This window comes from Amorphoplanes digitatis, from assembly GCF_014205335.1.
GTDB lineage: Bacteria > Actinomycetota > Actinomycetes > Mycobacteriales > Micromonosporaceae > Actinoplanes > Actinoplanes digitatus.
Genome location: NZ_JACHNH010000001.1, coordinates 7,110,676 through 7,137,085, shown reverse-complemented (window position 1 = coordinate 7,137,085; position 26,410 = coordinate 7,110,676). Strand labels below are relative to the sequence as shown.

Genomic DNA, 26,410 nt, shown 5'->3' with positions numbered 1-26,410 from the left:
ACGGCACTGCACATGTCGATATTGCGGTTTCTCTGGCGCACCATCCGCACCACCCGGCATCATGGAGCACGATCAACCGCGGTCGAGGTCGTAGGGGAAGACGCACCTCGGTCTCCGGGAGGTCACCGTGCCAACGTGTGGCGTCGTATACGTCCACTCGACTCCACTCGCCGTGTGCCAGCACGTCGAGTGGGCGATCGCGCGCGTCCTGACGGCCGCGGTCAACCTGCACTGGACTGCGCAGCCGGCCGACCCCGGCATGCGGCGGTCCGAGTGCAGTTGGACCGGAAGGCCTGGGACCGGCGCGGAACTGGCTGCTGCCCTCCGGCAGTGGCCCATGGTCCGTTTCGAGGTCACCGAGGAACCGAGCCCCGGTGTCGACGGGGAGCGGTTCATGCACGTACCCGGCCGCGGCTTGTTCCGCGGCACCATCGGGGCGTCCGGCGACATCCAGATCGGCGAGGACCGGCTGCGGGCCATCATGGCCACCGCCAGGGCTCCCGAGGCGCTCTCGCACGCCCTGGAGAAGGCGCTCGGCACCGCCTGGGATGCTGAACTCGAGCCGTACCGCTACGCCGGAGACGGCGCGCCGGTAACGTTGCTGACCCGCGTGGGGTAGGCGCCGGGGCAGGCATCCGCGGCCCCGGACGACGCCGTTTGTCGAAGTTGCCGGGAGCTGATCCAATGGCGGCCGTGAATAGGGCGCTCCGCGTGGCTGTGGCCGTACCCCTGGCGATGCTTGTGGGTTGCGGCAGCGACACGCCGTCGGCGCCGGCACCGCCGCCGGCGCCCGGCCCGGCGTCCGCGCCGGCCGTCCCGCCGTCGGCGAGCGTCCCGCCGCGCCCGACCGGCGACCCCGCCACGCTGGCGCGGGCCGCGGTCGCCGCCTTCACCGATCAGGACCTGGCCGGCCAGGTCCTGATGCCCTATGCGTACGGCGACACGGCCGACCGGGTCGACAAGACCGCCGCCGCGGGCAACCAGAACATCGCCGGCGTGAACACCCCGGCCGAGATGATCACGAAGTTCCGGCTCGGCGGCCTGATCCTGGTCGGCTTCACGCCCGACGACCCGACCGGCGCCACCAACCCGGCGACGAACGTGGAGAACCCGAAGCAGGTCCGCGGCCTGACCGACGGCCTGCAACGGGCCGCGGCCCAGCTGCCCGGCGGCGCGCCGCTCCTGGTCGGCACCGACCAGGAGTACGGCGTGGTCACCCGGATCCGGCAGGGCGTGACGCTGCTGCCGTCCGCGATGGCGTTCGGCGCGGCCGGCCGGCCGGAGCTGACCGAGGGCGCCTGGCGCGCCGCGGGCGAGGAACTGGCGGCGATGGGTGTCAACCTCGACCTCGCGCCGGTCGCCGACACGCTCGGGCCCAAGGGCAGCTCGGTGATCGGCTCCCGCTCGTTCGGCGCCGACCCGAAGGCGAACTCCGCACAGGTGCAGGCGGCCGTCCGCGGCATACAGGGCGCCGGGATATCGGCGGCCCTCAAGCATTTTCCGGGGCACGGGCACACCACCGGTGACAGCCACGACGGGCTGCCGGTGGTCGCGCAGACGAAGGAGCAGCTCGCCGCCGAGGACCTGCCGCCGTTCGCCGCGGGCATCAACGCGGGCGCCGGCGTGGTGATGTCCGGGCACATCGACGTCCAGGCCCTCGACAAGGGCGTGGCCGCGACCTTCTCCCACAAGATCATGACGGACCTGCTCCGCACCGAGCTGAAGTTCACCGGCGTCGCGATCACCGACGCGATGAACATGCCACCGGCGATGAAGTGGCCGCCCGGCGAGGCGGCCGTGCGCGCCCTGAACGCGGGCAACGACCTGCTGCTCATGCCGCCGAACCTGGCCGGCGCCCGGGACGGCATCCTGGCCGCGCTCGGGAACGGCACCCTCAAGCGCGAGCGGCTCGTCGAGGCGGCCACCCGGATCCTGACGCTGAAGTTCCGGGGCGCCGCCATGCCGCGTCCGGAGCTCTCCACCGTGGGTTCGGACGCGCACCAGACGGTCGTCTACGACGCCGCCGCGGCGGCGGTCACCATCTTCCGGGGCCCCTGCACCGGCCCGCTGGTCAGCGGCCCGGTCACGGTGAGCGCCTCCGGCGGCCGGGAGGCGGCGCGGGTCGGGCTCGTCAAGGCGTTGCAGGCGGCGGGCGTCCGGGTACAGGCCGCAGGCGGCACGGTCGTGCACCTCGTCGGGTACGGCGACCGGCAGACCGACCTGAGCATGGACGCGGCGGTCACGGTCATGATGGACACCCCGTACCTGCTGGCGGGCTCGCGGTCGCCGACCCTGCTCGCCACGTACTCGTCGAGCCCGCTGTCCCTGACCGCGCTGGCGAACGTGCTGGCCGGCAAGGCCACGCCGCCCGGGAAGTCGCCGGTGCAGGTGGGCACGCTGCCGCGCAGCGCCTGCGTCAAATGATCCGGCGACAGCGCCCGGCGGCCGACGGGACGAGCGGCGTAGTCACCGCGCTGTTCCGTCAGTAGCGGGATTCTGGCTTTGGTGCAGCTCGGCGAGGGTCTTTGCCGCCGCCTCGTGTCGTGACGCAAAGGCCGCTGGTTCAGAGGCTGCCAGAGTCTCGAAGTAGCGAACCCCTTCTGCGGTCAGGGCAACGACGTCGTCGGTGACGCAACCAACTTTGAGGGCGACGAACCCCACATTCCACAACGACGTGGCGAGGTCGGGTAGGTAGGCGTCGCGGTCGAGCCTGGCCAACTCCCGGCGCAGGTCGACCGCTTCCTGGCTGGCGATCAGTGCCTCGGCCCGCCGGCCTGAGTCCGCCAACCGGTTCGCGTGGTTGTTCACCGACATGGCGAGGTCGGGTAGGTAGGCGTCGCGGTTGAGCCCGGCCAGCTCCCGGCGCAGGTCGACCGCTTCCTGGCTGGCGACCAGCGCATCGGCCCGCCTCCCCGCCTCCGCCAGGTCGACTGCCAGGTTGTTCACCGACGTGGCGAGGTTGGGTAGGTAGGCGTCGCGATTGAGCCCGGCCAGCTCCCGGTAGAGGTCGACCGCCTCCTGGCTGGCGATCAGCGCCTCGGCCCGCCGGCCCGACTCCGCCAACCTGATCGCGTGGTTGTTCACCGACGTGGCGAGGTTGGGTAGGTAGGCGTCGCGGTCGAGCCTGGCCAACTCCCGGCGCAGGTCGACCGCTTCCTGGATGGTGATCAGGGCCTCGGCCCGCCGCCCTGCGTCCGCCAACCGGTTCGCGTGGTTGTTCACCGACATGGCGAGATCGGGTAGGTAGGCGTCGCGGTTGAGCCCGGCCGACTCCCGGTAGAGGTCGACCGCTTCCTGGCTGGCGGTCAGCGCCTCGGCCCGCCGCCCCGACTCCGCCAACCTGATCGAGTGGTTGTTCATCGACAAGGCTAGGTCGGGTAGGTAGGCGTCGCGGTTGAGCCCGGCCGACTCCCGGTAGAGGTCGACCGCTTCCTGGCTGGCGGTCAGTGCCTCGGCCCGCCGCCCCGACTCCGCCAACCGCAGCGCGTGCCAGGTGGCCCAGTGCGCTCGATCGGCGAGCGAGGTGTCGGCGGGGAACCCGGTGACGATGTGCGTGGTCAATCCGAGCGCGAGCTGGCCGAGTTCCAATGAGGGGTACGGCACCCGCGCCGCCGTCTGTCGCGCCCAGCCGTGCTCGATGGTCGCGTCCGCCAGCAGAGCCACCACCCGGGACGTGAATATCCCCGGGAACTGCACGCCCACCTCGATGACTGCTTCCACCATGCCCGGCACATCCACCCCGAGCGCCGCATCGATCAATGTATCCACGCCGGCCTGGTGCACCCGCGCCCGGCCCAACACCGTCAAGACCCGCACCGCCTGAGCGGCACTCGACCCGGACAACACCCGCGCCCGTTCCTGCACGCCGCACTCGGTCAGCACCCGCGTGGCGACAGACTCCGCCAACAGATCCGGCTGTACCACGCCCAACGCGGATCCCTGCCCCGCCGGGTACAGCCCGGACAACCACGACACGTACCCGGCGATACGCGCCGCGTCCGCCTCCGCCAGCAGCGGCGCCCGCCGGACCACCTGCTCAACCTCGGCCGGACTGTCCGCACCCATCAGCGCGGCGATACCCACCACCTGCCGCACCGCGCGGTCGGCAGTCGGATCATCACCGGCGCCGAACAACCCGGCCCGCCGCGCCGTGAACCGCCAATACCGGCTCTCGTGCCCCAGCACCTCACCCAGCACGTCGTAATCACCCTGGCGGTGCGCACCGTCCAGCACCGCTACCAACGCGTCCGCGTGCAACCGCAACACCGGCGTATCCACCGGCCACGCCCGCATCCCCGCCAGTACCGGCACCGGCCGGCCCAACCTCTCCGCGAACGCCGCCGCCGCATCCGCCACGATCATTTTCGGGTCGTGTGCATCGTCCACCCGGGCCGTGACCTCGACCACCACACCGGGCGCGGTGGTCATCGCCTCCACGAGATGCGCCTGCCGGTCGAACGCCGCGGGCAGGCTCTCCCACCACAACCCCGCCGAACGCGCCAGCAACACCACCCGTACCCGATCCGCCAGGTGCACCGCCCACAACAGCTCGGCTACCGCCGCCCGGTCCCGCGCCTCCGCGTAATCCAGCACCAGCAACGACCGCGGCCCGAACCCGCCCGACGCGACCAACGCGGTCGTCTCCGCCTCCGCGTGCGGACTGATCCACTCACACCGCCACCCCGCCAACCGCGACGCCAACTCCCGCGCCAGCCGGGTCTTACCCACCCCACCCGCGCCCGTCAGCAGCCGCACCGCCACCGCATCCGGGTCACCGGCCCACATCTCCAACTGCCGCAGCACCCAGCCCCGGCCGAAGAACGGCACCACCTGCTGGTCCGGGCGCAACAACCGGGTCACCGACACCGGTAGATCCGCCACCCGCACCACGGCCACCGCGCCGGCACGCAGCTGCCGCCGCTCCCGCGCCGCCGCCACCCGATCCGCCACGGTCGGCCCGAACGCACCCGCCGCCCCCGCCAACGCCGCCGCGACCACCGTCCACCCGTGCTTGTCATCCGCCAGCGCCGCCCACCCCGCAACGGCGGCCACGAGCGCGGGCACGCCCGACCACAACCCGTACCGGCGCACCCGGCCCCAGCGGCCCACCACCATGCGCCACACCGTACCGACGGTCACCAATCCGTCACAAAGACGATCTTCGTAGCGCCAGGAACGGCGAAGGGGCGCCCCGGCCGGGGCGCCCCTTCATCGTCTGTGTGTCACAGCGGGATGTTGCCGTGTGCGCCGCGTCCGGCCGGCGCCGCCGCCAGGGCCTCGGCGATGCGGCGGCGGGTCTGCTCCGGCGTGATCACGTCGTCCACGACGCCGATCTCCAGCGCGCGGGTGACGCCGCCCGCCGTCTTCAGCTGCTCCTGGATGAGCGCCTCGCGCAGTGGCTCGCGACTCTCCTGCGGTGCCGCCGCCAGCTGCTTGCGGTGCAGGATGTTCACCGCCGCGCTCGCGCCCATGACGGCGATCTCGGCGCTCGGCCAGGCGAACACGGCTGTGGCGCCCAGGGAGCGGGAGTTCATCGCGATGTACGCGCCGCCGTACGCCTTGCGGGTCACCAGCGTCACCCGCGGCACGACCGCCTCGGCGAAGGCGTGCAGCAGCTTGGCACCGCGGCGCACCACGCCGTCCCACTCCTGGCCGACGCCGGGCAGGTAGCCGGGCACGTCCACCAGCACGATCAGCGGCACGCCCAGCGCGTCGCACATCCGCACGAACCGCGCGGCCTTCTCGGCGCTGGACGCGTCGAGACAGCCGCCGAGGCGCAGCGGGTTGTTGGCGATGACGCCCACCGTGCGACCGCCGAAGCGGCCGAGCGTGGTGGAGATGTTCGGCGCCCACTTGGCGTGCAGTTCCACGCCCGGCTCGTCGAGCAGGGCCTTGACCACCGGCTTCACGTCGTACGCCCGGTTGGCCTCGGCGGGCATCGCCTCGGTCAGGTCGTGGTTTCCGGCGCCCTCGGCGACGTCCGCCGGAGTGAGCCGGCCCTGGCGGCCGAGCAGGACGGTGAGCTTGCGGGCCTCGGCCAGCGCGCTCTCGTCGTCCTTTGTGGTGATGTGCACGACGCCCGAGCGGCGGCCGTGCGGCTCGGGACCGCCGAGGCGTTCCATGTCGACCTGTTCGCCGGTGACGCTGCGGACCACCTCGGGCCCGGTCACGAAGATCCGGCCGGCCTTGCTCATGATCACGATGTCGGTCAGCGCCGGCCCGTACGCGGCGCCGCCGGCCGCCGGGCCGAGCACCACGGAGATCTGCGGTACGCGCCCCGAGGCGCGCACCATCGCCGCGAACACCTGGCCGACGGCGTCGAGGGCGACGACACCCTCGGCCAGCCGGGCGCCGCCGGAGTGCCAGAGACCGAGCACCGGCACCCGCTCGCGGACCGCCGTGTCGATCGCGTCGACGACGTGCTGGCAGCCCTCGACGCCCATGGCGCCGCCCATCCGGGTGGCGTCGGTGGCGAAAGCGATCGCGGGCGTGCCGTCGACCTCGCCGCGTGCCCACAGCACGCCCGAGTCGTCCTTGGGTGCGAGCAGGCGCAGCGAGCCGGCGTCGAAGACCGCCCGCAGCCGGCCCTCCGGATCGCGGTGGTCGACTTCTACGGCGGGAGGATCCGAGGTCAGGGTCACGGCGTACTCCGATTCGGCCGGATGGTCACGCACGGGTGAAGACCAGGGCCACGTTGTGGCCGCCGAAGCCGAACGAGTTGTTCAGCGCGGCCGGGATGTCGAGCGGTCGCGCCTTGTGCGCCGCCACATCCATGTCGAGAGCGTCGTCCGGGTCGTCCAGGTTGATGGTCGGCGGAACGACGCTGTCCCGGATCGCCAGGATCGTGGCGATCGACTCCAGCGCCCCGGCCGCGCCGAGCAGGTGCCCGGACATCGACTTGGTCGAGGTGAGGACCGGGTGGTTGCCGATCGCGGCCCGCAGCGCGGCGATCTCGGCCATGTCACCGACTGGTGTGGAGGTGGCATGCGCGTTGACGTGCACGATGTCGGACTTGGACACGCCCGCGTCGGCGAGCGCCTTGGTGATGGCCCGGATCGCGCCCGCGCCCTGTGGGTGCGGCTGCACGATGTCGTAGCCGTCGGAGGTGATGCCGGCGCCGGCGAGCCGGGCGTAGACCCGGGCACCGCGGGCGGCGGCGTGGTCGGCGCGCTCGAGCACGACCGCGCCGGCGCCCTCGCCGAGCACGAAGCCGTCGCGGCCCTTGTCCCAGGGGCGGGAGGCCTTCTCGGGCGCGTCGTTGCGGGCGGACATGGCCCGCATCGAGGCGAAGCCGGCGATCGGCAGCGGGTGGATCACGGCCTCGGTGCCGCCGGCCATGACCACGTCGGCCCGGCCGGAGCGGATGATGTCCAGGCCGAGCGAGATCGCCTCGGCGCCGGTCGCGCAGGCGCTGGCCATCGAGTGGACGCCCGCCTGGGCGCCGAGCTCGAGGCCGACCCAGGCGGCGGGGCCGTTGGGCATCAGCATCGGCACGGTGTGCGGGCTGACCCGGCGCGGCCCGAAGGCCTCCAGGATGTCGTCCTGGGCCAGCAGGGTCTGCGCGCCGCCGATGCCGCTGCCGAAGCTGACGGCGAGCCGCTCGGGGTCGAGACCGGAGTCCTTGAGGCCGCTGTCGGCCCAGGCCTGGTGGCCGGCGATCAGCGCGATCGCCTCGGAGCGGTCGAGCCGGCGCAGCTTGACGCGTTCGATGACCTCGGAGGGGTCGACCGCGAGCTGTGCGGCGATGCGTACGGGCAACTGCGCGGCCCACTCCTGGGTGAGTACCCCCACCCCGGAGCGGCCGGCCAGCATGGCGTCCCAGGTGGACGCGACGTCCCCGCCAAGCGGGGTCGTCGCGCCGAGCCCGGTGACGACGACGTCTGTTCTGCTCATGTCAGTGGTTCGCCTCGATGAAGGAGACGGCGTCGCCGACGGTCTTGAGGTTCTGGACCTCGTTGTCGGGGATCTTGACGCCGAACTTCTCCTCGGCGGCCACCACGACCTCGACCATGGACAGCGAGTCGACGTCCAGGTCGTCGGTGAAGGACTTCTCCTCGGCGACGTCGTCCGGGTTCACCCCGGCGACCTCCTCGAGGATCTCGGCGAGGCCGGAGGTGATCTCAGCGCGGGTTGCCATTGCGGTGGGTTCCTTTCATTGTGGGGGTACTCGCGGACAGTTCTCAGCCCCGTCAGGGGCAGCGGACAACCTGTCCCGCGTAGGTGAGGCCGCCGCCGAAGCCGAAGAGCAGGACCGGGGCGCCCGAGGGCACCTCGCGCCGCTCGACGAGCTTGGACAGGGCCAGCGGCACGCTCGCCGCGGAGGTGTTGCCGGATTCGATCAGGTCCTTGGCGACGACGACGTTCGGGCCGAGGCCGAGCCGCTTCACGATGCCGTCGATGATGCGGGTGTTTGCCTGGTGCGGCACGAACGCCGCGAGCTCGTCCGGCCGGACGCCGGCGCGCTCGCAGGCCTGGAGCGCGAACGGCGCCAGCGCGGTGGTCGCCCACCGGAAGACGCTCTGGCCCTCCTGCTGGATGTAGGGCTGCCAGCCCTCGATCCGCAGCACGTCGCCCTTCTCCGGCGCCGAGCCCCACAGCACCGGGCCGACGCCGGGCGTCTCGCCGTCGGCGGACGCGGAGACCACGGCCGCGCCCGCGCCGTCGCCGAACAGCACGGCGGTGGTGCGGTCGGTCCAGTCGGTGACGTCGGACAGCTTCTCCGCGCCGATGACGATGGCGTTGCGGCTGGCGCCCGCGCGGATGGCGTGGTCGACCGTGCCCAGCGCGTACGAGAAGCCGGAGCAGGCCGTGTTCACGTCCATCGCGGCCGGCGCGGAGATGCCCAGCCGGGCGGCGACCCGGGAGGCCACGTTCGGGCAGCGGTCGATCGACGAGCAGGTCGCCACGACGACCATGTCGATGTCGGCGGCGGTGAGCCCGGAGCCGGCCAGGGCCTTCTCCGCGGCGAAGGTGGCCATGTCGGCGACGGACTCGGCGTCGGCGACGCGCCGCTCGGCGATGCCGACCCGGTCCCGGATCCACGCGTCGTTGGTCTGGACGATCTCCGCGAGGTCGTCGTTGGTGATCACGCGCGAGGGCTGGTAGTGGCCCATCGCGACGATGCGGGAACCCGCGTTCATCGTGCTGCTCCTTCGATCGCGACGGACTGGGTCAATCTCACTGGAGCAGTCCGCCGATGCGGGCGACCGGCTGGCCGGGGGCCACCGGGTCGTCGTGGTGGGCCAGCCACTCGGTGAGCACGCCGGCGCCGTGCGCGGTGATCTCGACCGGGCCCTGGCGGGTCACCACCTGGCCGACCACCTGACCGGTACGCACGTCGGCGCCCTCGTCCAGGCCGTCGGCGGGCCGGAACACACCGGCGCTTGGCGCCACCACGACCCGGAATGCGGGGGTCGGCTCGTGAGTGGAGACCGTGCCGTGCCGGGCGATCAGGTCGCGGGCGGCGGCCAGGTCGTCCGGCGTGTTCAGCGTGACGATCTCCGGGGCACCGTCGCCCTTGAGCTCGCGTTTTACCAGGCCGGCCAGGGTCCCGGCCGGCGGCAACTCGATGACGCCGGTGACGCCGAGGTCGCGCAGGGTCCGCATCACCAGGTCCCAGCGGACTCCGGCGGTGACCTGCCGCACCAGGCGCTGCAACATCTCGCGGCCGTGGATGACGGCCGCGCCGTCCAGGTTCGACAGCAGGATGCGGGCCGGGTCGGCGACGGTGACGCCGCCGGCGACCGCGCCGAGTGCCCGCTCGGCGGGCGCCATGTAGGGGGTGTGGAACGCGCCGGCGACCGACAGGCTGATGATCCGCGCCTTGGCCGGCGGCTCGGCGGCGAACTTGGCGAGGTCCTCCAGCGCGCCGGCGGCGACGATCTGGCCGGCGCCGTTGCGGTTCGCCGCGTGCAGCCCGTGCTTCTCGATCGTGGCGATCACCTCGTCGGCGTCGCCGCCGAGGACCGCGCTCATGCCGGTCGGCTTGATCGCGCAGGCGGCGGCCATCTCGCGGCCGCGGACCCCGGCGAGGGTGATCGCGGCCTCGGCCGGCAGCACGCCGGCGAGGGCGGCGGCGCCCAGCTCGCCGACGCTGTGGCCGGCGACCAGGCCGACGTCGTACATCGGCAGGTGCTCGGCCGCGAGCAGGGCGGCGGCGACGAGCAGGGGCTGGGTGCGCGCGGTGTCCTTGATCTCGTCGGCGTCGGCCTCGGTGCCGAGGTGGATCAGGTCGACGCCGGCGAGCGCCGACCACCAGCGGAGGCGGGCCTCGGCGCCGGGAAGGTCGAGCCACGAGGAGAGGAAGCCGGGCTTCTGGGAGCCCTGGCCGGGTGAGAGGACTGCGAGCACGTTGCTGACTCTTCCGGATGGGGGCGGGTTGCGGGGTTGCTGCGCGCCACCAAACCCTACGACCAACGTTGTAGGTTTCCCACAAACACTCCCGAAAAATGTCCTATTCTGGGGTGAATTAGTGGTACCTCATAGTGCTTAATGATCTTTCAGATCGGGTTCGGGCCGGCAGTGATTTAGCTCGCAGGGTCGAGCCGGCCGATGGCGAGCGCGAGCCGCAGCGCGAAGGCGTCCCGCCCGTCCAGGGGAGACAGCCCGGTCACCTCGGCGACCCGCCGGAGCCGGTACCGCACGGTGTTCGGGTGCACGAAGAGCTCGCGGGCCGCGCTCTCCAGTACCCCGCCGGCGGCGAAGAACGCGTCAAGCGTCTCCAGCAGCCCGCCGCCGGCCCGCACGACCGCGCCGTACGCGTCGTGCCGCAGCGCCCGCCGGGCCTCGGAGTCGCCGGCCAGGGCGCGCTCCGGCAGCAGGTCGTCGGCGGCGACCGGGGTCGGCGCGCCGGGCCAGGCGGGCGCGGCCCGGAAGCCGGCCAGGGCGGCCCGGGCCGACTCGGTGGCGTGGTCCAGCGACGGCACGGCGGGCCCGACCACGATCGGCCCCTCGCCGAAGCTGGCCGCGAGCTGCCCGGCGGTGGCGAGCGGATCGGCGGCCCCGCCCATGACGATGACGAGCCGGTCGCCGTGCACCCCGCCGATGACCTCGACCCGGGCGCGCCGGGCCGCCCGGTAGACGCTGTGCAGCACCGCGGTGATGTCGCCGCCGGGTGAGCGCCCCACGACCACGGCGACGGGCGGCGCGTCCGCCCAGCCGAGCGCGGCGGCCCGGCTGGCGAGCACGTCGGAGGAGTCGCCGCGCAGCAGGGCGTCGACGAGCAGCGCCTGGAGCCGGGCGTCCCAGGCGCCCCGGGACTCGGCGGCGCGGGCGTACACCCGGGCCGCGGAGAAGGCGATCTCCCGGGAGAATTTGAGGATGGCCGTCGCGAGCGCCTCCTCCTCGCCCGCGGCGGCGAGGCTGGCCACCTCGGACTCGGCGACGTCGATGGTGACCTTGACCAGCTGGACGGTCTGGGTCAGCGTGATCGCGCGGGCCAGCGCGCGCGGCGCGGCGGCGAAGACCTCGTCGGAGATCTCCTGGGTGCCGGCCGCGGTGCCGCCGGAGCGCAGCCACTCCACCAGCGAGCGCACGCCGGCCTGTGCGACGAGCATGACCCAGGAGCGCTGGTCGGCGGGCAGGTCCCGGAACCACGGCAGGGTCTCGTCCATCCGGGCGACGCTGGCGGTGGCCAGTGCGCCGGCGCGGCCCTCGACACGACGCAGCGTGGCGGCCAGGGGCGGCCGCCGGCCCGCACCCCCGGTCTTCGCTGGCTTCGCCACCGGCCCAGCCTGTCACGATCCTGTTCGCCGTGGTCGGAGCGGGCCTTGAGGTTGTACCGTTCCGCGCGGTCACGCGTACATCTCAATTCTGTACCTTTTGGGGAATTTGTCCGTAATAGCGGTGCGCCTCGGCGCCGATTTCGGTCGGTGACCTGGCAGTGTGTCGTCCTAGTGCCCCGTATCCGCCCGTTCCAGAGGTAATACCGGGCGCCGCGGTGCCGATGAGACCAGGTACCGAAAAGACCGGCAGGGAAGGAGGCAGTGATGACGGAGCGCGAGGACGGCCAACTGTGCGCCGACGCGGAGCAGGTGGCCGCGGAGGAGCCGCTCACCCCACTCGCCGTCGAACCGGCCGGTGAGATCCCGCACCGGGTCGGCTGCCGCACTGAGCTTCGCGGCTGGGCCGGCGCGCACCTGCACGGCGCGGTCCGCCCGCGCCGGCGCGCCGCGGGCCGCGGGCGCCCGCCGGGTCGCTGGTGCTGATCTCACTCGGTTGAGTGACTGCTTGCGGTGTGGCGCGCGCGTTCCGTGACGTCGGTGCCCCCGTCCCGACACCGTGAACGGGTGGACGACAAGAGACGGCTCATCCTCGACCAGGCACTGGCTCTCGTCGACGAACAGGGCCTCGGTGCCATGTCCATGCGCGCCGTCGCGGAACGGGTCGGGCTCACCTCGATGGCGCTCTATCCGTACGTCGGCGGCAAGGACGCTCTGCTCGACGGGCTGGTCGACCTGCTGCACCTGGAACTCGGCACCGAGTACGGCGAGGACCCGGCCGGCATCGACTGGCGCCAGCGGCTCCGGGCGCTGGGCCGGGCGGTGCGGGCGCTCTCCCGCGCGCATCCCGGCGCGTACCCCCTGTTGCTGAACCGGCCGTCCGCCGGCGCCTCGGCGTCCTGGCTGACCGCCGCCCTGCGGGGCTGCCTGCACGACGCGGGCGTGCCCGCGGACCAGGTGCCGCGGCAGACCCGGATGATCTGCGCGTTCCTGCTCGGGTACACCGTCGGCGAGGTGACCGGCGGCCTGCCCGTCGACGACGCGGCCGGGCACGGCGACGCCGCCGCCGAGTTCGACGCGGACCTGGACGACCTGGTCCGGCTGGTGGAGGTCACCGTAGGCGTTGGCTGAGCCGGTTCCGCGGCGACCGCGCGCGGTGGTGGCCTATAAAGAGATATGTCCGATGGGTACGTTACCCAGCGCTACGTCCATCTGCGTCGTACGGCGTTCCTGATGTGCGGCGACTGGGCGCGCGCCGACGACCTCGCCCGGACCACGCTGGCCCGGTTCCTCAACGAGCCCGATGCCGGCGACCCGGACCTCTGGGTGTACGCGGACTTGATGGGCGGCGTCAAGAAGCCGCGCGGCCGCCGCAAGCGGGTCTTCGTCGCCCCCGCGGACAGCGAGGCCGGCGGCGACGCGCACACCGTGCTGGTCCTCGACGCGCTGCACAGCCTCGCACCGCGCTGCCGGGCGGTGCTCGTCCTGCGCCACTTCTGCGGACTGGCCATCGACGAGACCGCCGGAGCCCTCGACCTCGACGATGGCCGGGTCCTGGCACTCGAGGCCGAGGGTCTTGGCGCCTTCGCGTCGCTGCTCGCGACCGCGCACCCGGCCGGCGCGCAATGAGCGCCCTGCTGACCGACGTCCTGCAGCGAGCCTGCGAGAGCGAGCCGCTGCCCGGCGACGACGCCACCGCCGACATCGTCGCGCGCGCCGATCGGCTGCGCCGCCGCAGCGCCTGGAGCCTCGTGCTCGCCGGCGTCGCCACGGTAGGCATCGTCATCCTGCTCGGGTACACCGCCACGACGGTCCTGCTGCCCGGCCCCAAGCCGCCGACGACCGCCGCGGTGGCCGTACCCCAGCCGCGCCCCTCGGGCGTCCTCGACCCGGTCCTGGCGAAGCTGGCGCCGCCGATCGACGCCAAGGGCTACACGATCGTGCCGGCGGATCCGGCGTCGGGTCCCGGCTGGCGGCGGTACGTGGTGCAGGACCGGGACGGTGCGCCGCGGGGCATGGTCGAGGTGCTCGTCTTCGACGCGGAGGCCGGGCTCTGCCTGCCCGTCAGCGCCGACCCGAGCGCCTGCGCCCTGCCGGACCGGACCGCCGCGGGCGTCGAATACGCCCGCTACTCCACCACCGACGACGTCGACTGGCAGGTGAACCAGGTGATCGCCCGCCGGCCGGTCGACGGCCGGACCGTCGCGGTCATGGCAACCGGCGAGCGCGGCACCGGCAGCGCGGAGGCGGGCGAGCCGCCGCTGACCATGGCCGAGACGGCGGAGGTCGCCACCGACCCGCACCTGCCGGACGCGTTCGGGGTGGGCGAGCGGTGCAACCGCCCCGCCCCGTCCTGCCCGATCCTGAAGTTCCCGGTCCGCCCGAGCGACTGACCGCGCGCGGGCGGGACCGGGGTCAGACCCGGCGGCGGATCAGGTAGGCGATCCCGGCCAGGCCGAGCAGGATGACGACGAGCACCGCCGTGTTGAGCAGGACGAGCCGGCGGAAGTCGGCGAGGACGTGGTTGACGTTCTCGACCGCGTCCATCTCGTCGGCGGCCTCGACGTCCTCGCCGATGCCGCCGCCGATGCCGCCGCTGACCACGTCCGGCTTAGCCTTCAGCGGCACCCCGCTCAGGCGCAGCGACTCCGACATGGTCAGGCGGCCGTAGAACCAGCCCGCCGACTTCTTGCCCGTCGGCTGCTTGGCCGGCCGATATGCCCGGGGCCCGCCGGCGGCGTTGGGGTAGAGGTCGTACACCTGGGTGGGCTTGTCCTTGGCCAGGACGGTGACGACGAACTTCGGGCCCATCTTGTCGGCCTTGGGCCGCGACGTGGTCGGCGGCGTGCTCGCCAGCCAGTTGACCTCACTCAGCAGCCGGTTGAAGAGGTCGTCCCGCTCGGCCTGCTGCACGATGATCTTCTGGCCGGGGAAGTCTCCGGCGATCTGCACCGCGGTGGGCTTGGCCTGCGCCTTGGGCGCGGTCACGGCCGAATCGGCGAGCGGGTGTGGTGCGGCCCACCCGGGTGCCGCGGCCAGCCCGGCGCTGAGTGCGACACCTGCCACGAATACACCGGCCGCCGATAGAAATCGGGCGATCACCCCTTGAACCACCGTCCGGCCTCCCCGCCCCCGATGAAAAACTGCGCGCCGGTCGTGCCGGTCCGGCCCGGTCGGGCCGTCGCCGGCGCGGCCGTCCTCACAGCTTTCCCTCAGATGGTCTCGGCCGCATCTCGGACCGGGACGAATTGGAGCTATCTGGGATCGGCTGCGATGGCGAGGACGGTCGCTGATCAGCGGGCGAATAGTACCTAGGCGTGGCAAGTTCCGGCGTGCACGGTCACCCGTGCTGCTGACGTTCATACCCCATAGGACGTCGGAGCTGGTCAAGATGTTGCTTGGTGCGGTACGCGCGCGCCGTGTGAACGGCGCGCGCGTACAGAAACGGTCAGCCCAGTTTGGCGCGGGCCGAGGCCAGCCGGGCGAGCGTCCGCTCCCGGCCCAGCACCTCGAGCGACTCGAAGAGCGGCAGGCCGACGGTGCGACCGGTCGCGGCCACGCGTACCGGTGCCTGGGTCTTGCCCAGCTTGAGCCCGCGCTCCTCGCCGACCTTCTCGAGGGCCGCCTTCAGCGGCTCGGCCGACCAGTCGGCCTGCGCGCCGAACGCCGCGGCGGCGGCGTCGAGGATGTCGGCCGCGCCCTCCTTCATCGCCTTGTTCCACGACTGCTCGTCGGAGACCGGCTCGTCGAGGAAGAGGAAGTCGACGTACTCGACGATCTCGCTGAGCACCGCGATGCGGGTCTGCGCCAGCGGCGCCACCGCGGCGAACACGTTCGGGTCGAAGGCCGCCGGGTCCCACGGCGGCGCCGGGATCGTGTCGGTGCCGCCCAGCCAGGGCGCGCACACCGCGGCGAACTCCTCGGCATCCAGGGCGCGGATGTAGTCGCCGTTGAACGCGCGCAGCTTCTTCACGTCGAAGAACGCGGGCGAGTGGCTGACCTCCGAGAGCTTGAACTCCTCCTCGACGACCGACCACGGCACGATCTCCCGGTCGCCGGAGGGCGCCCAGCCGAGCAGCATCAGGTAGTTGCGCATCGCGGCGGCGAGGTAGCCCTCGTCGCGGTAGGACTCCAGCGCCACCTTGTCGCGCCGCTTGGAGAGCTTCTGCCGCTTCTCGTTGACGATGACCGGTACGTGCGCCCAGACCGGCGGCTTGGCCCCCAGCGCCTCCCACAGCAGCTGCTGCTTCGGGGTGTTGGGCAGGTGCTCCTCGGCGCGGATCACGTGGGTGATGCCCATTGTCATGTCGTCGACGACGTTGGCCAGCAGGAAGACGGCCGAGCCGTCGCTGCGGGCGATGATGAAGTCCTCGATCAGCTTGTTCTCGAAGGTCGGCTCGCCGCGGACCATGTCGACGACCACGGTGTTGCCCTCGTCGGGCGTGCGGAAGCGCAGCGCCCGGCCCTCGCCGGGGCCGAGGGCCCGGTCGCGGCAGAAGCCGTCGTAGCCGGTGTGCTTGTTGCCCGAGCGGGCGACCGCGTCGTCGCGGGTGCAGCCGCAGTAGTAGGCGCGGCCCTCGGCGTAGAGGCGGGTCGCGGCGGCGGTGTGTTCATCGGCGTACGTCGACTGGTAGTAGGGGCCCTCGTAGGTGCCGCGCTCGATGCCGATCCAGTCGAGCGCCGAGAGGATGCCCTCGGTCCATTCGGGACGGTTACGGGCGGCATCGGTGTCCTCGATGCGCAAGACGAAGACGCCGCCCGTCTGCTGGGCGACGATCCAGTTCTGCAGCGCCGAACGGGCGCCGCCGACGTGGAACATTCCGGTCGGAGAAGGGGCGAAGCGTACGCGAACTGTCACCCGCCCAGCCTACGGCGCTCGTCGAGGTCTTTGTCAGCGACCTTTTATCACGTCGTATATTGACGACTATTAGTTAATCTTCTTAATATTTAACCGCTCGATGTCATCCCCGACGGCGTCCCCGGCGCCGGACAGAGAGGTTCCCCCATGAGACGACAACTGGCCGCAGCCGCGTTCGCGGTGCTCGTGGCCGCCACGGGCACGCTCGCACTGCAAGGCAGTTCCGAGGCGGCCGTCCTGCCCGGCAACTTCAAGAGCGTCGGCTACCAGCCGTCGTGGGCGGGCAACGTCAACAGCATCCAGTACGGCAAGCTGACACACATCAACTACGCGTTCGTGCTGCCGAACTCCAACGGCACCCTCCAGGCGGTGCCGGACCCGGGCAAGCTGACGTCGCTGGTCTCGCTCGGCCACCAGAACAACGTCAAGGTCGGGCTCGCGCTCGGCGGCTGGAACGACGGGAACGACTCCGCGTTCGAGGCGCTCGCCGGCAACTCCGGCGCACGCACCACCTTCGTCAACGCCGTGCTGGGCCTGGTCACCCAGTACAACCTCGACGGCATCGACATCGACTGGGAGTACCCCGACCCCGGCACCTCGGCCAACAACTACACGGCCCTGATGCAGCAGCTCAGCACGGCGCTGCACGGCCGGGGCAAGCTGCTCACCGCCGCGGTCGTCTCCGAGGGCGGCACCGCGAACGGCGTGCAGCCCGCGGTCTTCGCCATGGTCGACTGGCTCAACATCATGGCGTACGACGGCGGCAGCCCGCACGCCAACTACGACTGGTCGATCGCCAGCGTCAACTTCTGGAAGAGCCGCGGCCTGCCGGCCGCGAAGGCGGTGCTCGGCGTGCCGTTCTACAGCCGGCCCGGCTACCGGACGTACGCGCAGATCGTCGCCACCAACGCGGCCTTCGCCAACCAGGACTGCGCCACCATCAGCGGCGTCAACGAGTGCTACAACGGCCTGCCGACGATCCGCCGCAAGACCCAGTGGGCCATGGCGAACGCCGGCGGCATGATGAACTGGGAGCTCTCCCAGGACGCGACCGGCGCGAACTCGCTGGTCAGCGCGATCTACACGACGGCGACCGGCGGCGGGCCGACCACCCCGCCGACGAACCCGCCCTCGGGGCGCACCGGCCGGATCACCGGCATCGCCGGCAAGTGCGTCGACATCGCCGCGGCCTCGTCGGCCAACGGCGCCGCGGTGCAGCTCTACGACTGCAACGGCACCGCCGCGCAGACCTGGACGGTGGCCACCGACGGCACGCTGCGGGCGCTGGGCAAGTGCATGGACGTCGCGGCCGCGGGCACGGCGAACGGCTCGCTGGTGCAGCTGTACGACTGCAACGGCACGGGCGCACAGCAGTGGCAGGCGCAGAGCGACGGCACGCTGCGCAACCCGGCCTCCGGCCGCTGCCTGGACGCGTCGAACAACAGCTCGGCCAACGGGACCCGCCTACAGATCTGGGACTGCTTCGCCGGCGCGAACCAGCGCTGGGTGCTACCCGCCTAACCGCGTCACTCCGTGCGGTCTCCGGCTAGGGGACCGCACGGATGCGGACCACCATCACCGCGCCGAGCAGCGTCACGACCGCCGTCAGCGCGTACAGGGTCGGATAGCCACCCAGGTGGGTGACCAGCGGCGCGGCGATCGCCGGGCCGAGCACCTGCGGGGCCGCCGTCGCGATGTTGATGACTCCGAGGTCCTTGCCCCGGTCCACCGCCGTCGGCAGCACCTGCGTGATGAGCGCGTTGTCCACGGCCAGGTAGACACCGTAGCCCGCGCCGAGCAGGACCGAGCCGACCAGCGCGACCGGCCAGGTCGGCCAGATCGCCAGCAGCAGGGCCGCGATCGCGATGACCACGCCGGACCAGATCACGAAGATCTTGCGCCGCCCGGACCGGTCCGACAGCCGCCCGCCGATCACGGCGGTCGCCACCATGCCCAGCGTGTACAGCAGGATCATGATCAGCAGGCCCTCGTCCGGGTCGGCGAGCTTGACCCGGTCGGTGAGGAAGTACAGCAGGTACAGCGTGCCGAGCGCGTTGCCGAGCTGCACCAGGAACCGGGTGCCCCAGGCCCAGGCGAAGTCGGGGTTGTCGCGGAACAGGCGCCAGATGTTGGTCCGCGACGTCGGCCGCTTCACCTCCGGCGGCAGCGGGTCGTCGGGCGTCAGCAGCGCGAACGGCACGGCGAGCGCGACCAGGACCACGGCCATGGCCACGTACCCGGACGCGACGCCGGTGACGACCGCCGTGCACAGCACCGCGCCGAGCACCAGGCCGAGCGCCTGCGGCATGCCGATCCAGCCGGAGACCGCACCGCGCTGGCCGACCGGCACCCGGTCCGGAACCGCGGAGGTCAGCGTGGCCAGCATCATGTTGAGCCCGACCTGGGTGCCCGCCCAGCCGAGCGCCACGCCCGCGATGTTCTGCTGCCCGGACAGGGCAAGCAGCGACAGGCAGGAGATGGCGGCGCCGGCCAGCGTCCACACGTGCCGGCGCCCGTACACCCGGCCGCCGATCCGCAGCCGGGTCCGGTCGGAGAGCGCGCCCGCCGCCGGGTTGACGATGATCGCGACAAGCGCGCCCAGCGCGGTCACACAGCCCAGCGCCGCCTCTTTGCCGACGATGCCGATCTCGGTGATCTGCTCGGGCAGCAGCACCTGCACGGGCGTGAAGAACGCCATCCAGAGGCCGAGGTTCGCGGCGAAGAGCAGGCCGACCCAGGAGCGCCGTACCGGCACCGTCGGTTCGGCCAGCGCGGCCGGCGTGCCCTGCGTGACGCTCATGGCACCCCCGGGGAGAACGCGAAAGATCCTCGGACCCTAAGGGATGGGAACGGAAAAGGGGAGCCCACCCGGGGCTCCCCTTTTTCTCGGCCGTTCGATCAGCTGTCGCCGCCGGTCTCGCCCACCGGGGCGGCCGTGACGTCGTCGATCGCGTACTTCTTCGCGGCCTCCACCGGAACGTGCATCGGCACCTTGCCGCGCAGCGCCAGCTGGCGCAGCGTCGCCACCGTGATCGACTCCGCGTCGACGTGGAAGTGGCGGCGCAGCGCGTGCCGGGTGTCGCTCATGCCGAAGCCGTCCGTGCCCAGCGACGTGTAGTCGTTCGGCACCCAGCGGCTGATCAGGTCGGGCACGGCCCGCATCCAGTCGCTGACCGCGACGACCGGGCCCTCGGTGCCCTCGAGCTTGGTCTGGATGTACGGCCTGCGCGGCTGGTCGCCCGGGTTGAGCAGGTTGTGCTCCTCGGTCGCCATGGCGTCGCGGCGCAGCTCCGTCCAGGACGTCACCGACCACACGTCCGCGGCGACGCCCCAGTCCTGCGCCAGCAGCTGCTGCGCCTTGAGCGCCCACTGCACGCCCGTGCCGGAGGCGAGGAGCTGCGCCTTCGGGCCGGTCGCCTCGGGCGCCGGCGAGTATCGGTAGATGCCCTTGAGCAGGCCCTCGACGTCGACCTCGGCCGGCTCGGCCGGCTGGAGGATCGGCTCGTTGTAGATCGTCAGGTAGTAGAAGACGTTCTCCTGCTGCTCGCCGTACATCCGGTGCAGGCCGTTCTCGACGATGTGCGCGATCTCGAACGCGAACGCCGGGTCGTAGGCGACCACGGCCGGGTTCGTCGCCGCGATCAGCAGCGAGTGCCCGTCCTCGTGCTGAAGGCCCTCGCCGTTGAGCGTGGTCCGCCCGGCGGTCGCGCCGAGCAGGAAGCCACGGGTCATCTGGTCCGCGGCCGCCCACAGCTCGTCGGCGGTGCGCTGGAAGCCGAACATCGAGTAGAAGATGTAGAGCGGGATCATCGGCTCGTCGTGCGTCGCGTACGAGGTGCCGGCCGCGATGAAGCTGGCGGTCGAGCCGGCCTCGTTGATGCCCTCGTGCAGGATCTGGCCGTTCGTCGCTTCCTTGTAGGAGAGGAAGAGCTCCCGGTCGACCGACGTGTACGTCTGGCCGTGCGGTGAGTAGATCTTCTTCGTCGGGAAGAGCGAGTCCATGCCGAACGTGCGCGCCTCGTCCGGGATGATCGGCACCCAGCGGGAGCCGAACTCCTTGTCGCGCATCAGGTCCTTGAGCAGGCGGACGAAGGCCATCGTGGTGGCGACCTTCTGCTTGCCCGAGCCGCGCTTGACGTCGCCGAAGGTCTTCGAGTCCGGGATCGCCAGCGACTTGTGCTTGGTGCGCCGGGTCGGCACGAAGCCGCCGAGCTCCTTGCGGCGCTCCAGCATGTACTGCAGCTCGTCGGACTTCTCACCGGGGTGGAAGTACGGCGGCAGGTACGGGTTCTCCTCGAGCTTGGAGTCCGGGATGTCCAGGTAGAGCCGGTCCCGGAACTGCTTGAGGTCGTCCAGGGTCAGCTTCTTCATCTGGTGCGTGGCGTTGCGGGCCTCGAAGTGCGAGCCGAGGGTCCAGCCCTTGATCGTCTTGGCGAGGATCACGGTGGGCTGGCCGGTGTGCTCGGTGGCCGCCTTGTAGGCCGCGTACAGCTTCTTGTAGTCGTGGCCGCCGCGCTTGAGGTTCCAGATCTGGTCGTCGGTCATGCCCTCGACCAGCTTGCGGGCGCGCGGGTCCCGGCCGAAGAAGTTCTCCCGTACGTACGCGCCCGATTCGCCCTTGTATGTCTGATAGTCGCCGTCGGGCGTGACGTTCATCAGGTTGACCAGGGCGCCGTCGCTGTCGGCGGCGAGCAGCGGGTCCCACTCGCGGCCCCAGACGACCTTGATGACGTTCCAGCCGGCGCCGCGGAAGAACGCCTCCAGCTCCTGGATGACCTTGCCGTTGCCGCGCACCGGCCCGTCGAGGCGCTGGAGGTTGCAGTTGATGACGAAGGTCAGGTTGTCGAGCTCCTCGCGGGCGGCCAGGCCGATCGCGCCGAGCGACTCGACCTCGTCCATCTCGCCGTCGCCGAGGAAGGCCCAGACGTGCTGGTCGCTGGTGTCCTTGATGCCGCGGTTGTGCAGGTAGCGGTTGTAGCGGGCCTGGTAGATCGCGTTCAGCGGGCCGAGGCCCATGCTGACCGTCGGGAACTCCCAGAAGTTGCTCATCAGGCGCGGGTGCGGGTAGGACGGCAGGCCGCCGCCCGGGTGCGACAACTCCTGGCGGAAGCCGTCCAGGTCGTGCTCGCTGAGCCGGCCCTCGAGGTACGCCCGGGCGTACATGCCCGGCGAGGCGTGGCCCTGGAAGAAGATGTGGTCGCCGCCGCCGGGGTGGTCCTTGCCGCGGAAGAAGTGGTTCATGCCGACCTCGTAGAGGCTGGCGGACGACGCGTAGGTGGAGATGTGGCCGCCGACGCCGATCTCGGGCCGCTGCGCGCGGTGCACCAGCATCGCGGCGTTCCACCGGATGAAGGCACGGATGCGCCGCTCGACGAACTCGTCACCGGGGAACCAGGGCTCGCGCTCGGGCGAGATCGTGTTTATGTAGTCCGTCGACGTCAGGGGCGGGACACCCACCTGTCGCTCCCGGGCCCGTTCGAGCAGTCGCAACATCACGTAGCGTGCGCGCTTGGCGCCGCCGTCGTCGATGACTCCGTCGAGCGACTCGACCCACTCGCTGGTTTCCTCGGGGTCGATGTCCGGAAGCTGGCTCGGCAGGCCGTCGCTGATCACCGGGCGCTTGCGTTCCGTGGCCACAGGCATTCCTCTAGGTCGGTGTCGGGCCGTGCGCTCATCGTGTGAACCGCACGGGAATAGGTCCATCCTGCCCCCTGCCGGTGGCTGGCGTCACGCCTACCGCGCTCGTTCGCGACGCTCGACACAGGTACTGACCAGTAACTTCGTGCCGGTCGGTTCGTATCAGCCCGCGAGGAAGCTGAAGCGGATCTGTCGCTGCGGATTGTCGCCGTTGGGATCGACGAGACAGATCGACTGCCAGGTGCCGAGCGCGATGCGCCCGCCGATGACCGGGAGTGAGGCGTACGGCGCGATCCAGGCGGGCAGCACGTGATCGCGGCCATGCCCGCGCGACCCGTGCCGGTGCCGCCACCGGTCCTCGGCCGGCAGCAGATCGTTGACGGCGGTCAGCAGGTCCTCGTCCGATCCGGCACCGGTCTCGATGATGGCGATCCCGGCGGTGGCGTGCGGCACGAAGACGTGCAGGAGGCCGTCACCGCGCCCGCTGACGAACTGCTCGGCCTCGCCCGTGATGTCCAGGACGGCGGGCCGGTCCCCGGTCCGCACGGTGATCACGGTGGTGTCCATGACGGGACTCTAGGTGAAGAGGTCCAAAGCGAGGAAGAACACGCACACCACCACGAACCAGCAGGCGCATTGCGCGACCCGAATGACCACCGCCATATCGCCGACTCCACCACCGGGCGCGGCCGACCCGCGGCGTTTCCGGCACACCTCACCCCCGGGCCGCAGGTCTTTCGGGTGAAGCGGCACCGCCGCCGGAACCACGCGCGGTGGCGGTGCTCGCCACCGTCGGCAATGCTGGGTCGCGTGACCACCCCGCAAAACCTCGACGAGCGCTTCCGCGACGCCGTCTCGGCCCTCCAGCCGGGCGAGCCGCGGCGAACGCCCGACGAACCGGTCCGCGACGGCACCGCCCTGACCGGCGCCCGGACCAGAGAACTCTTCGACGCCCAGCTCGCCAGCCGGCACCTCGACCTCGCCGCGCGCTGGCTGCGCAGCTTCAACGAGGGCTTCTACACGATCGGGTCGTCCGGCCACGAGGGAAACGCGGCCGTCGCCGCCGCGCTGCGCCCCGACGACCCGGCGCTGCTGCACTACCGCTCCGGCGCGTTCTACTGTGCTCGCGCGTTCCAGGCCGGCCTCGAAGGCGACGAGGAGTCCGAGAAGGACCCACTCATCGAGGCCGCCCGCGACGTCCTGCGGGGCGTGGTCGCCTCGGCCGCCGAGCCGATCGCCGGCGGCCGGCACAAGGTCTTCGGCCGCGCCGACCTACAGATCATCCCGACCACCTCGACGATCGCCTCGCACCTGCCCCGGGCCGTCGGCCTCGCCTTCGGCATCGCCCGGAACCCGCGCGCACCCTGGCCGGACGACGCCCTCGCCGTCGCCTCCTTCGGCGACGCCTCGGTCAACCACGCCAGCGCGACCGCGGCCTTCAACGCGGCCGGCTGGTACGACCACGCCGGCCAGCGGCTCCCGCTGCTGCTGGTCTGCGAGGACAACGGGTACGGAATCAGCGTCCCGTCGCCCGAGGGCTGGACCGCGGCGACGCTGCGCGCCCGGCCCGGCATCCGGTACTTCGAGGCCGACGGCTGCGACGTGGCCGCCACCTACGACGCCGCCCGCGAGGCCGCCGACTGGGTCCGCGAACAGCGCCGGCCCGCCGTGCTGCACCTGAGCATGGTCCGGCTCATGGGCCACGCGGGCGCGGACGCCGAGATCGCGTACCGGTCGGCCGACGAGATCGCCCGCGACCTGGCGCGCGACCCGCTGGCCGGCACCGCACGGCTGCTCGTCGAGGGCGGGTCCGCCACCCCGGAGGAGCTGATCTCCCGCTACGACGAGGTCGGCTGGCAGGTACGCAAGGTCGCCGAGGAGGTACTGGGCGAGGCGAAACTGGCAAGCGCGGGCGAGATCGTCGCGCCACTGGCGCCGCGCCGCCCCCTGCGCGCGGCCCGCAACGTCGCCGACGCGGCCGACCGGGCCGCCGGACCGGGCTCGGCCGCCCGGCTACAGGCCTTCGGCGGCCGGCTGCCGGAGCAGGGCGGCCCGCTCACCCTCGCGCAGACCATCAACGCGACCCTCACCGACGCCCTGCTGGCCGAGCCCGGCGCGATCCTGTTCGGCGAGGACGTGGCCGCCAAGGGCGGCGTGTACGGCGTCACGAAGAACCTGTCGGACCGGTTCGGCACCGACCGGGTCTTCGACACCCTGCTCGACGAGACGTCCATCCTGGGCCTCGCCCTCGGCGCCGGCCTGTCCGGGCTGCTGCCGATCCCGGAGATCCAGTACCTGGCGTACCTGCACAACGCCGAGGACCAGCTGCGCGGCGAGGCCGCCACCATGGGATTCTTCTCCCGGGGCGCGTTCCGCAACCCGATGGTCGTCCGCGTCGCGGGCCTCGCCTACCAGCAGAGCTTCGGCGGACACTTCCACAACGACAACTCGGTGGCGGTCCTGCGCGACATACCCGGCCTGGTGCTCGCCGTACCGGCCCGCCCGGCGGACGCGGCCGCGATGCTGCGCTCCTGCCTGGCCGCGGCGGCCGTGGACGGCAGCGTCTGCGTCTTCCTCGAGCCGATCGCGCTCTACCACACCCGCGACCTGTACGAGCACGGCGACAACGAGTGGCTGGCGCCGTACGCGGGCCCGAGCGACTGGCCCGGCGGCCACATGCCCATCGGCCGGGCACGTACCTACCCGGTCGGCTCGGCGGACAACCTGACAATTCTGACGTTCGGCAACGGCGTACGGATGTCGCTGCGGGTCGCGGCCCGCCTGGCCGCGGAAGGCTACGGTTCGAGGGTGGTCGACCTGCGCTGGTTGTCGCCGCTGCCGGCTGCCGACCTGGTCAGGGAGGCCTCGGCGACCGGCCGGGTCCTGATCGTCGACGAGACCAGGCGCTCCGGCGGCGTCGGCGAGGGCATCCTCGCGGCCCTGGTCGACGGCGGATTCGTGGGCGCGGCCCGCCGGATCGCCGCCGCCGACTCCCTTGTTCCGCTGGGTCCGGCAGCGCAACATGTCCTGATCGGGGAAGATGCCATCACACAGGGTGCCCATGCCCTGCTGGCACGGTAAATTGCCTCACACTCGGTGCGCCACTTGCGCGGAGCGCCGCAACTGTGTGGACTACCCAGACCAGGTGGCCGGCATTCCGGCCCCACCACGGAACAAGGAGGCATTCGACAGTGAGCGCGACCGCTGGTCAGGCCGATGGCGTACGTAGCCCGGCGGACCGGTTCGGGATCGAACCGGGCATGGTGGTCATGGAGATGGGCTACGACGACGATGTCGACGAAGACCTCCGTGACGCCCTGGCCGAACGTTGTGGCGAGTTGGTCGACGAGGACACCGACGAGGTGGTCGACGCGGTACTGCTCTGGTACCGAGACGGCGACGGTGACCTTTTCGAGCTGCTCACCGATGCTTTGGGGCCCCTGGCCGACAGCGGAGTGGTGTGGCTGCTGACCCCGAAGGCCGGCCGCGATGGCCACGTCGAGCCGAGTGAAGTCAGCGAGTCCGCGCCGACCGCCGGCCTTCAGCAGACCTCCACGGTGAACGCGGGCCAGGACTGGACGGCCGCCAGGCTGGTCTCACCCCGCGGCGCCAAGAAGAAGTAGCCCGCGGCGCTGTTCCGGCCGGCACCCCTGCGACGGGTGACCGGCCATTCGACGTGCGCGGGGTTAGGGTGGGCTGGTGTCGATCAATGTGGGTGCCCAGGCACCGGACTTCACCCTGAAGGACCAGAACAACCAGGAGGTCAGCCTCGCTGACTTCAAGGGCCGCAAGGCGGTGCTGCTGGTCTTCTACCCGCTGGCCTTCACCGGCACCTGCCAGGGCGAGCTGGCCGAGATCCGCGACAACCTCCCCGAGTACGCGAACGAGCACGTCCAGGTGCTGACGGTGAGCGTCGACTCGGTGTACAGCCACAAGGTCTGGGCCGACCGCGAGGGCTACGAGTTCCCCCTGCTGGCGGACTTCTGGCCGCACGGGGAGGTGGCGCGGGCGTACGGGGTCTTCCACGCCCAGGCGGGCTTCGCCAACCGCGGAACCTTCGTGATCGACAAGGAGGGCGTGGTCCGCTACGCCCACATGCAGGGCCCCGGCGAGGCCCGCGACCAGAAACCCTGGCGCGAGACCCTGTCAGAGATCATCTCCTGACCCGCCGCGCCGCAAGCGAACCGGGCGCGGC

The 26,410-nt window shown here is 71.8% G+C and carries 21 protein-coding genes and 2 pseudogenes; 11 read left to right on the top strand and 12 right to left on the bottom strand.

From position 1 onward, the window contains the following. Positions 1 to 127 precede the first annotated feature (127 nt). Positions 128 to 619, top strand: a complete 492-nt coding sequence (locus BJ971_RS31255; RefSeq protein WP_184996735.1) for a DUF3145 domain-containing protein — start codon at positions 128 to 130, stop codon at positions 617 to 619. Positions 620 to 684: 65 nt separating this feature from the next. After that, positions 685 to 2,424: a glycoside hydrolase family 3 protein gene (locus BJ971_RS31250; RefSeq protein ID WP_184996734.1), complete on the top strand. Its 1,740-nt coding sequence runs from the start codon at positions 685 to 687 to the stop codon at positions 2,422 to 2,424. 42 nt (positions 2,425 to 2,466) lie between these two features. Here the strand turns inward: BJ971_RS31250 and BJ971_RS31245 are convergent, their stop codons facing one another. The 7 genes from BJ971_RS31245 to BJ971_RS31215 all read right to left on the bottom strand — a co-directional run bounded on the left by BJ971_RS31245 (position 2,467) and on the right by BJ971_RS31215 (position 11,723). Then, positions 2,467 to 5,115: a tetratricopeptide repeat protein gene (locus tag BJ971_RS31245; protein ID WP_184996733.1), complete on the bottom strand. Its 2,649-nt coding sequence runs from the start codon at positions 5,113 to 5,115 to the stop codon at positions 2,467 to 2,469. Positions 5,116 to 5,222: 107 nt separating this feature from the next. Then, positions 5,223 to 6,641 carry an acyl-CoA carboxylase subunit beta gene (locus tag BJ971_RS31240; protein WP_203709720.1) on the bottom strand — a complete coding sequence of 473 codons (1,419 nt, stop codon included), beginning with the start codon at positions 6,639 to 6,641 and terminating at the stop codon, positions 5,223 to 5,225. A gap of 25 nt (positions 6,642 to 6,666) precedes the next feature. Then, positions 6,667 to 7,893, bottom strand: a complete 1,227-nt coding sequence (gene fabF / locus BJ971_RS31235) for a beta-ketoacyl-ACP synthase II (protein WP_184996732.1) — start codon at positions 7,891 to 7,893, stop codon at positions 6,667 to 6,669. Position 7,894: 1 nt separating this feature from the next. Continuing rightward, positions 7,895 to 8,137 carry an acyl carrier protein gene (locus tag BJ971_RS31230; protein ID WP_023359558.1) on the bottom strand — a complete coding sequence of 81 codons (243 nt, stop codon included), beginning with the start codon at positions 8,135 to 8,137 and terminating at the stop codon, positions 7,895 to 7,897. Between the two features lie 52 nt (positions 8,138 to 8,189). Next, positions 8,190 to 9,140 (bottom strand): beta-ketoacyl-ACP synthase III, encoded by a 951-nt coding sequence (locus BJ971_RS31225; RefSeq protein ID WP_184996731.1) that lies wholly within the window; start codon positions 9,138 to 9,140, stop codon positions 8,190 to 8,192. 37 nt (positions 9,141 to 9,177) lie between these two features. Next, a complete protein-coding gene (locus BJ971_RS31220; RefSeq protein WP_184996730.1) occupies positions 9,178 to 10,350 on the bottom strand; it encodes an acyltransferase domain-containing protein in 1,173 nt (390 codons plus the stop codon). A 176-nt stretch (positions 10,351 to 10,526) separates the two neighbouring features. Beyond that, positions 10,527 to 11,723, bottom strand: coding sequence for a PucR family transcriptional regulator (locus tag BJ971_RS31215; protein WP_184996729.1), 1,197 nt, complete (start codon positions 11,721 to 11,723; stop codon positions 10,527 to 10,529). Between the two features lie 264 nt (positions 11,724 to 11,987). Here BJ971_RS31215 and BJ971_RS31210 point away from each other — a divergent pair, with 264 nt between their 5' ends. From BJ971_RS31210 to BJ971_RS31195, 4 genes are all read left to right on the top strand, one after another. Beyond that, positions 11,988 to 12,206, top strand: coding sequence for a hypothetical protein (locus tag BJ971_RS31210; protein ID WP_184999377.1), 219 nt, complete (start codon positions 11,988 to 11,990; stop codon positions 12,204 to 12,206). 81 nt (positions 12,207 to 12,287) lie between these two features. Next, positions 12,288 to 12,851, top strand: coding sequence for a TetR/AcrR family transcriptional regulator (locus BJ971_RS31205; protein WP_184996728.1), 564 nt, complete (start codon positions 12,288 to 12,290; stop codon positions 12,849 to 12,851). Between the two features lie 45 nt (positions 12,852 to 12,896). Continuing rightward, a complete protein-coding gene (locus BJ971_RS31200; RefSeq protein WP_184996727.1) occupies positions 12,897 to 13,349 on the top strand; it encodes a sigma factor-like helix-turn-helix DNA-binding protein in 453 nt (150 codons plus the stop codon). After that, the gene (locus tag BJ971_RS31195; RefSeq protein WP_184996726.1) at positions 13,346 to 14,113 is read left to right on the top strand and encodes a hypothetical protein; all 768 of its coding nucleotides are present in this window, start codon (positions 13,346 to 13,348) and stop codon (positions 14,111 to 14,113) included. The genes BJ971_RS31200 and BJ971_RS31195 overlap by 4 nt, the downstream gene beginning before the upstream one ends. 22 nt (positions 14,114 to 14,135) lie before the next feature. Here the strand turns inward: BJ971_RS31195 and BJ971_RS31190 are convergent, their stop codons facing one another. Next, positions 14,136 to 14,786, bottom strand: a complete 651-nt coding sequence (locus tag BJ971_RS31190) for a hypothetical protein (RefSeq protein WP_239087844.1) — start codon at positions 14,784 to 14,786, stop codon at positions 14,136 to 14,138. A gap of 382 nt (positions 14,787 to 15,168) precedes the next feature. Beyond that, on the bottom strand, positions 15,169 to 16,578 hold the full coding sequence (gltX, locus tag BJ971_RS31185; RefSeq protein ID WP_184996725.1) for a glutamate--tRNA ligase: 1,410 nt from the start codon (positions 16,576 to 16,578) through the stop codon (positions 15,169 to 15,171). Between the two features lie 147 nt (positions 16,579 to 16,725). On the opposite strand from gltX, the gene BJ971_RS31180 reads away from it, so the two are divergent. Then, positions 16,726 to 18,099 (top strand): glycosyl hydrolase family 18 protein, encoded by a 1,374-nt coding sequence (locus tag BJ971_RS31180; RefSeq protein ID WP_184996724.1) that lies wholly within the window; start codon positions 16,726 to 16,728, stop codon positions 18,097 to 18,099. Positions 18,100 to 18,124: 25 nt separating this feature from the next. On the opposite strand, the gene BJ971_RS31175 is transcribed toward BJ971_RS31180, so the two are convergent. From BJ971_RS31175 to BJ971_RS31165, 3 genes are all read right to left on the bottom strand, one after another. Next, on the bottom strand, positions 18,125 to 19,378 hold the full coding sequence (locus BJ971_RS31175) for an MFS transporter (RefSeq protein ID WP_184996723.1): 1,254 nt from the start codon (positions 19,376 to 19,378) through the stop codon (positions 18,125 to 18,127). Between the two features lie 98 nt (positions 19,379 to 19,476). Beyond that, positions 19,477 to 22,215 (bottom strand): pyruvate dehydrogenase (acetyl-transferring), homodimeric type, encoded by a 2,739-nt coding sequence (gene aceE / locus BJ971_RS31170; RefSeq protein WP_184996722.1) that lies wholly within the window; start codon positions 22,213 to 22,215, stop codon positions 19,477 to 19,479. A 162-nt stretch (positions 22,216 to 22,377) separates the two neighbouring features. After that, positions 22,378 to 22,782, bottom strand: a complete 405-nt coding sequence (locus BJ971_RS31165; RefSeq protein ID WP_184996721.1) for a YjbQ family protein — start codon at positions 22,780 to 22,782, stop codon at positions 22,378 to 22,380. A 231-nt stretch (positions 22,783 to 23,013) separates the two neighbouring features. Here BJ971_RS31165 and BJ971_RS42715 point away from each other — a divergent pair. The 4 genes and pseudogenes from BJ971_RS42715 to BJ971_RS31150 all read left to right on the top strand — a co-directional run. After that, positions 23,014 to 23,353 (top strand): annotated as a pseudogene (locus BJ971_RS42715) (MFS transporter); the annotation flags it as partial. Positions 23,354 to 23,394: 41 nt separating this feature from the next. Next, a pseudogene (locus BJ971_RS31160) lies at positions 23,395 to 25,296 on the top strand (thiamine pyrophosphate-dependent enzyme); the annotation flags it as partial. Between the two features lie 110 nt (positions 25,297 to 25,406). Further along, positions 25,407 to 25,838: a DUF3052 domain-containing protein gene (locus BJ971_RS31155; protein ID WP_184996719.1), complete on the top strand. Its 432-nt coding sequence runs from the start codon at positions 25,407 to 25,409 to the stop codon at positions 25,836 to 25,838. Positions 25,839 to 25,914: 76 nt separating this feature from the next. Beyond that, positions 25,915 to 26,379 carry a peroxiredoxin gene (locus BJ971_RS31150; RefSeq protein ID WP_184996718.1) on the top strand — a complete coding sequence of 155 codons (465 nt, stop codon included), beginning with the start codon at positions 25,915 to 25,917 and terminating at the stop codon, positions 26,377 to 26,379. Positions 26,380 to 26,410 lie beyond the last annotated feature (31 nt).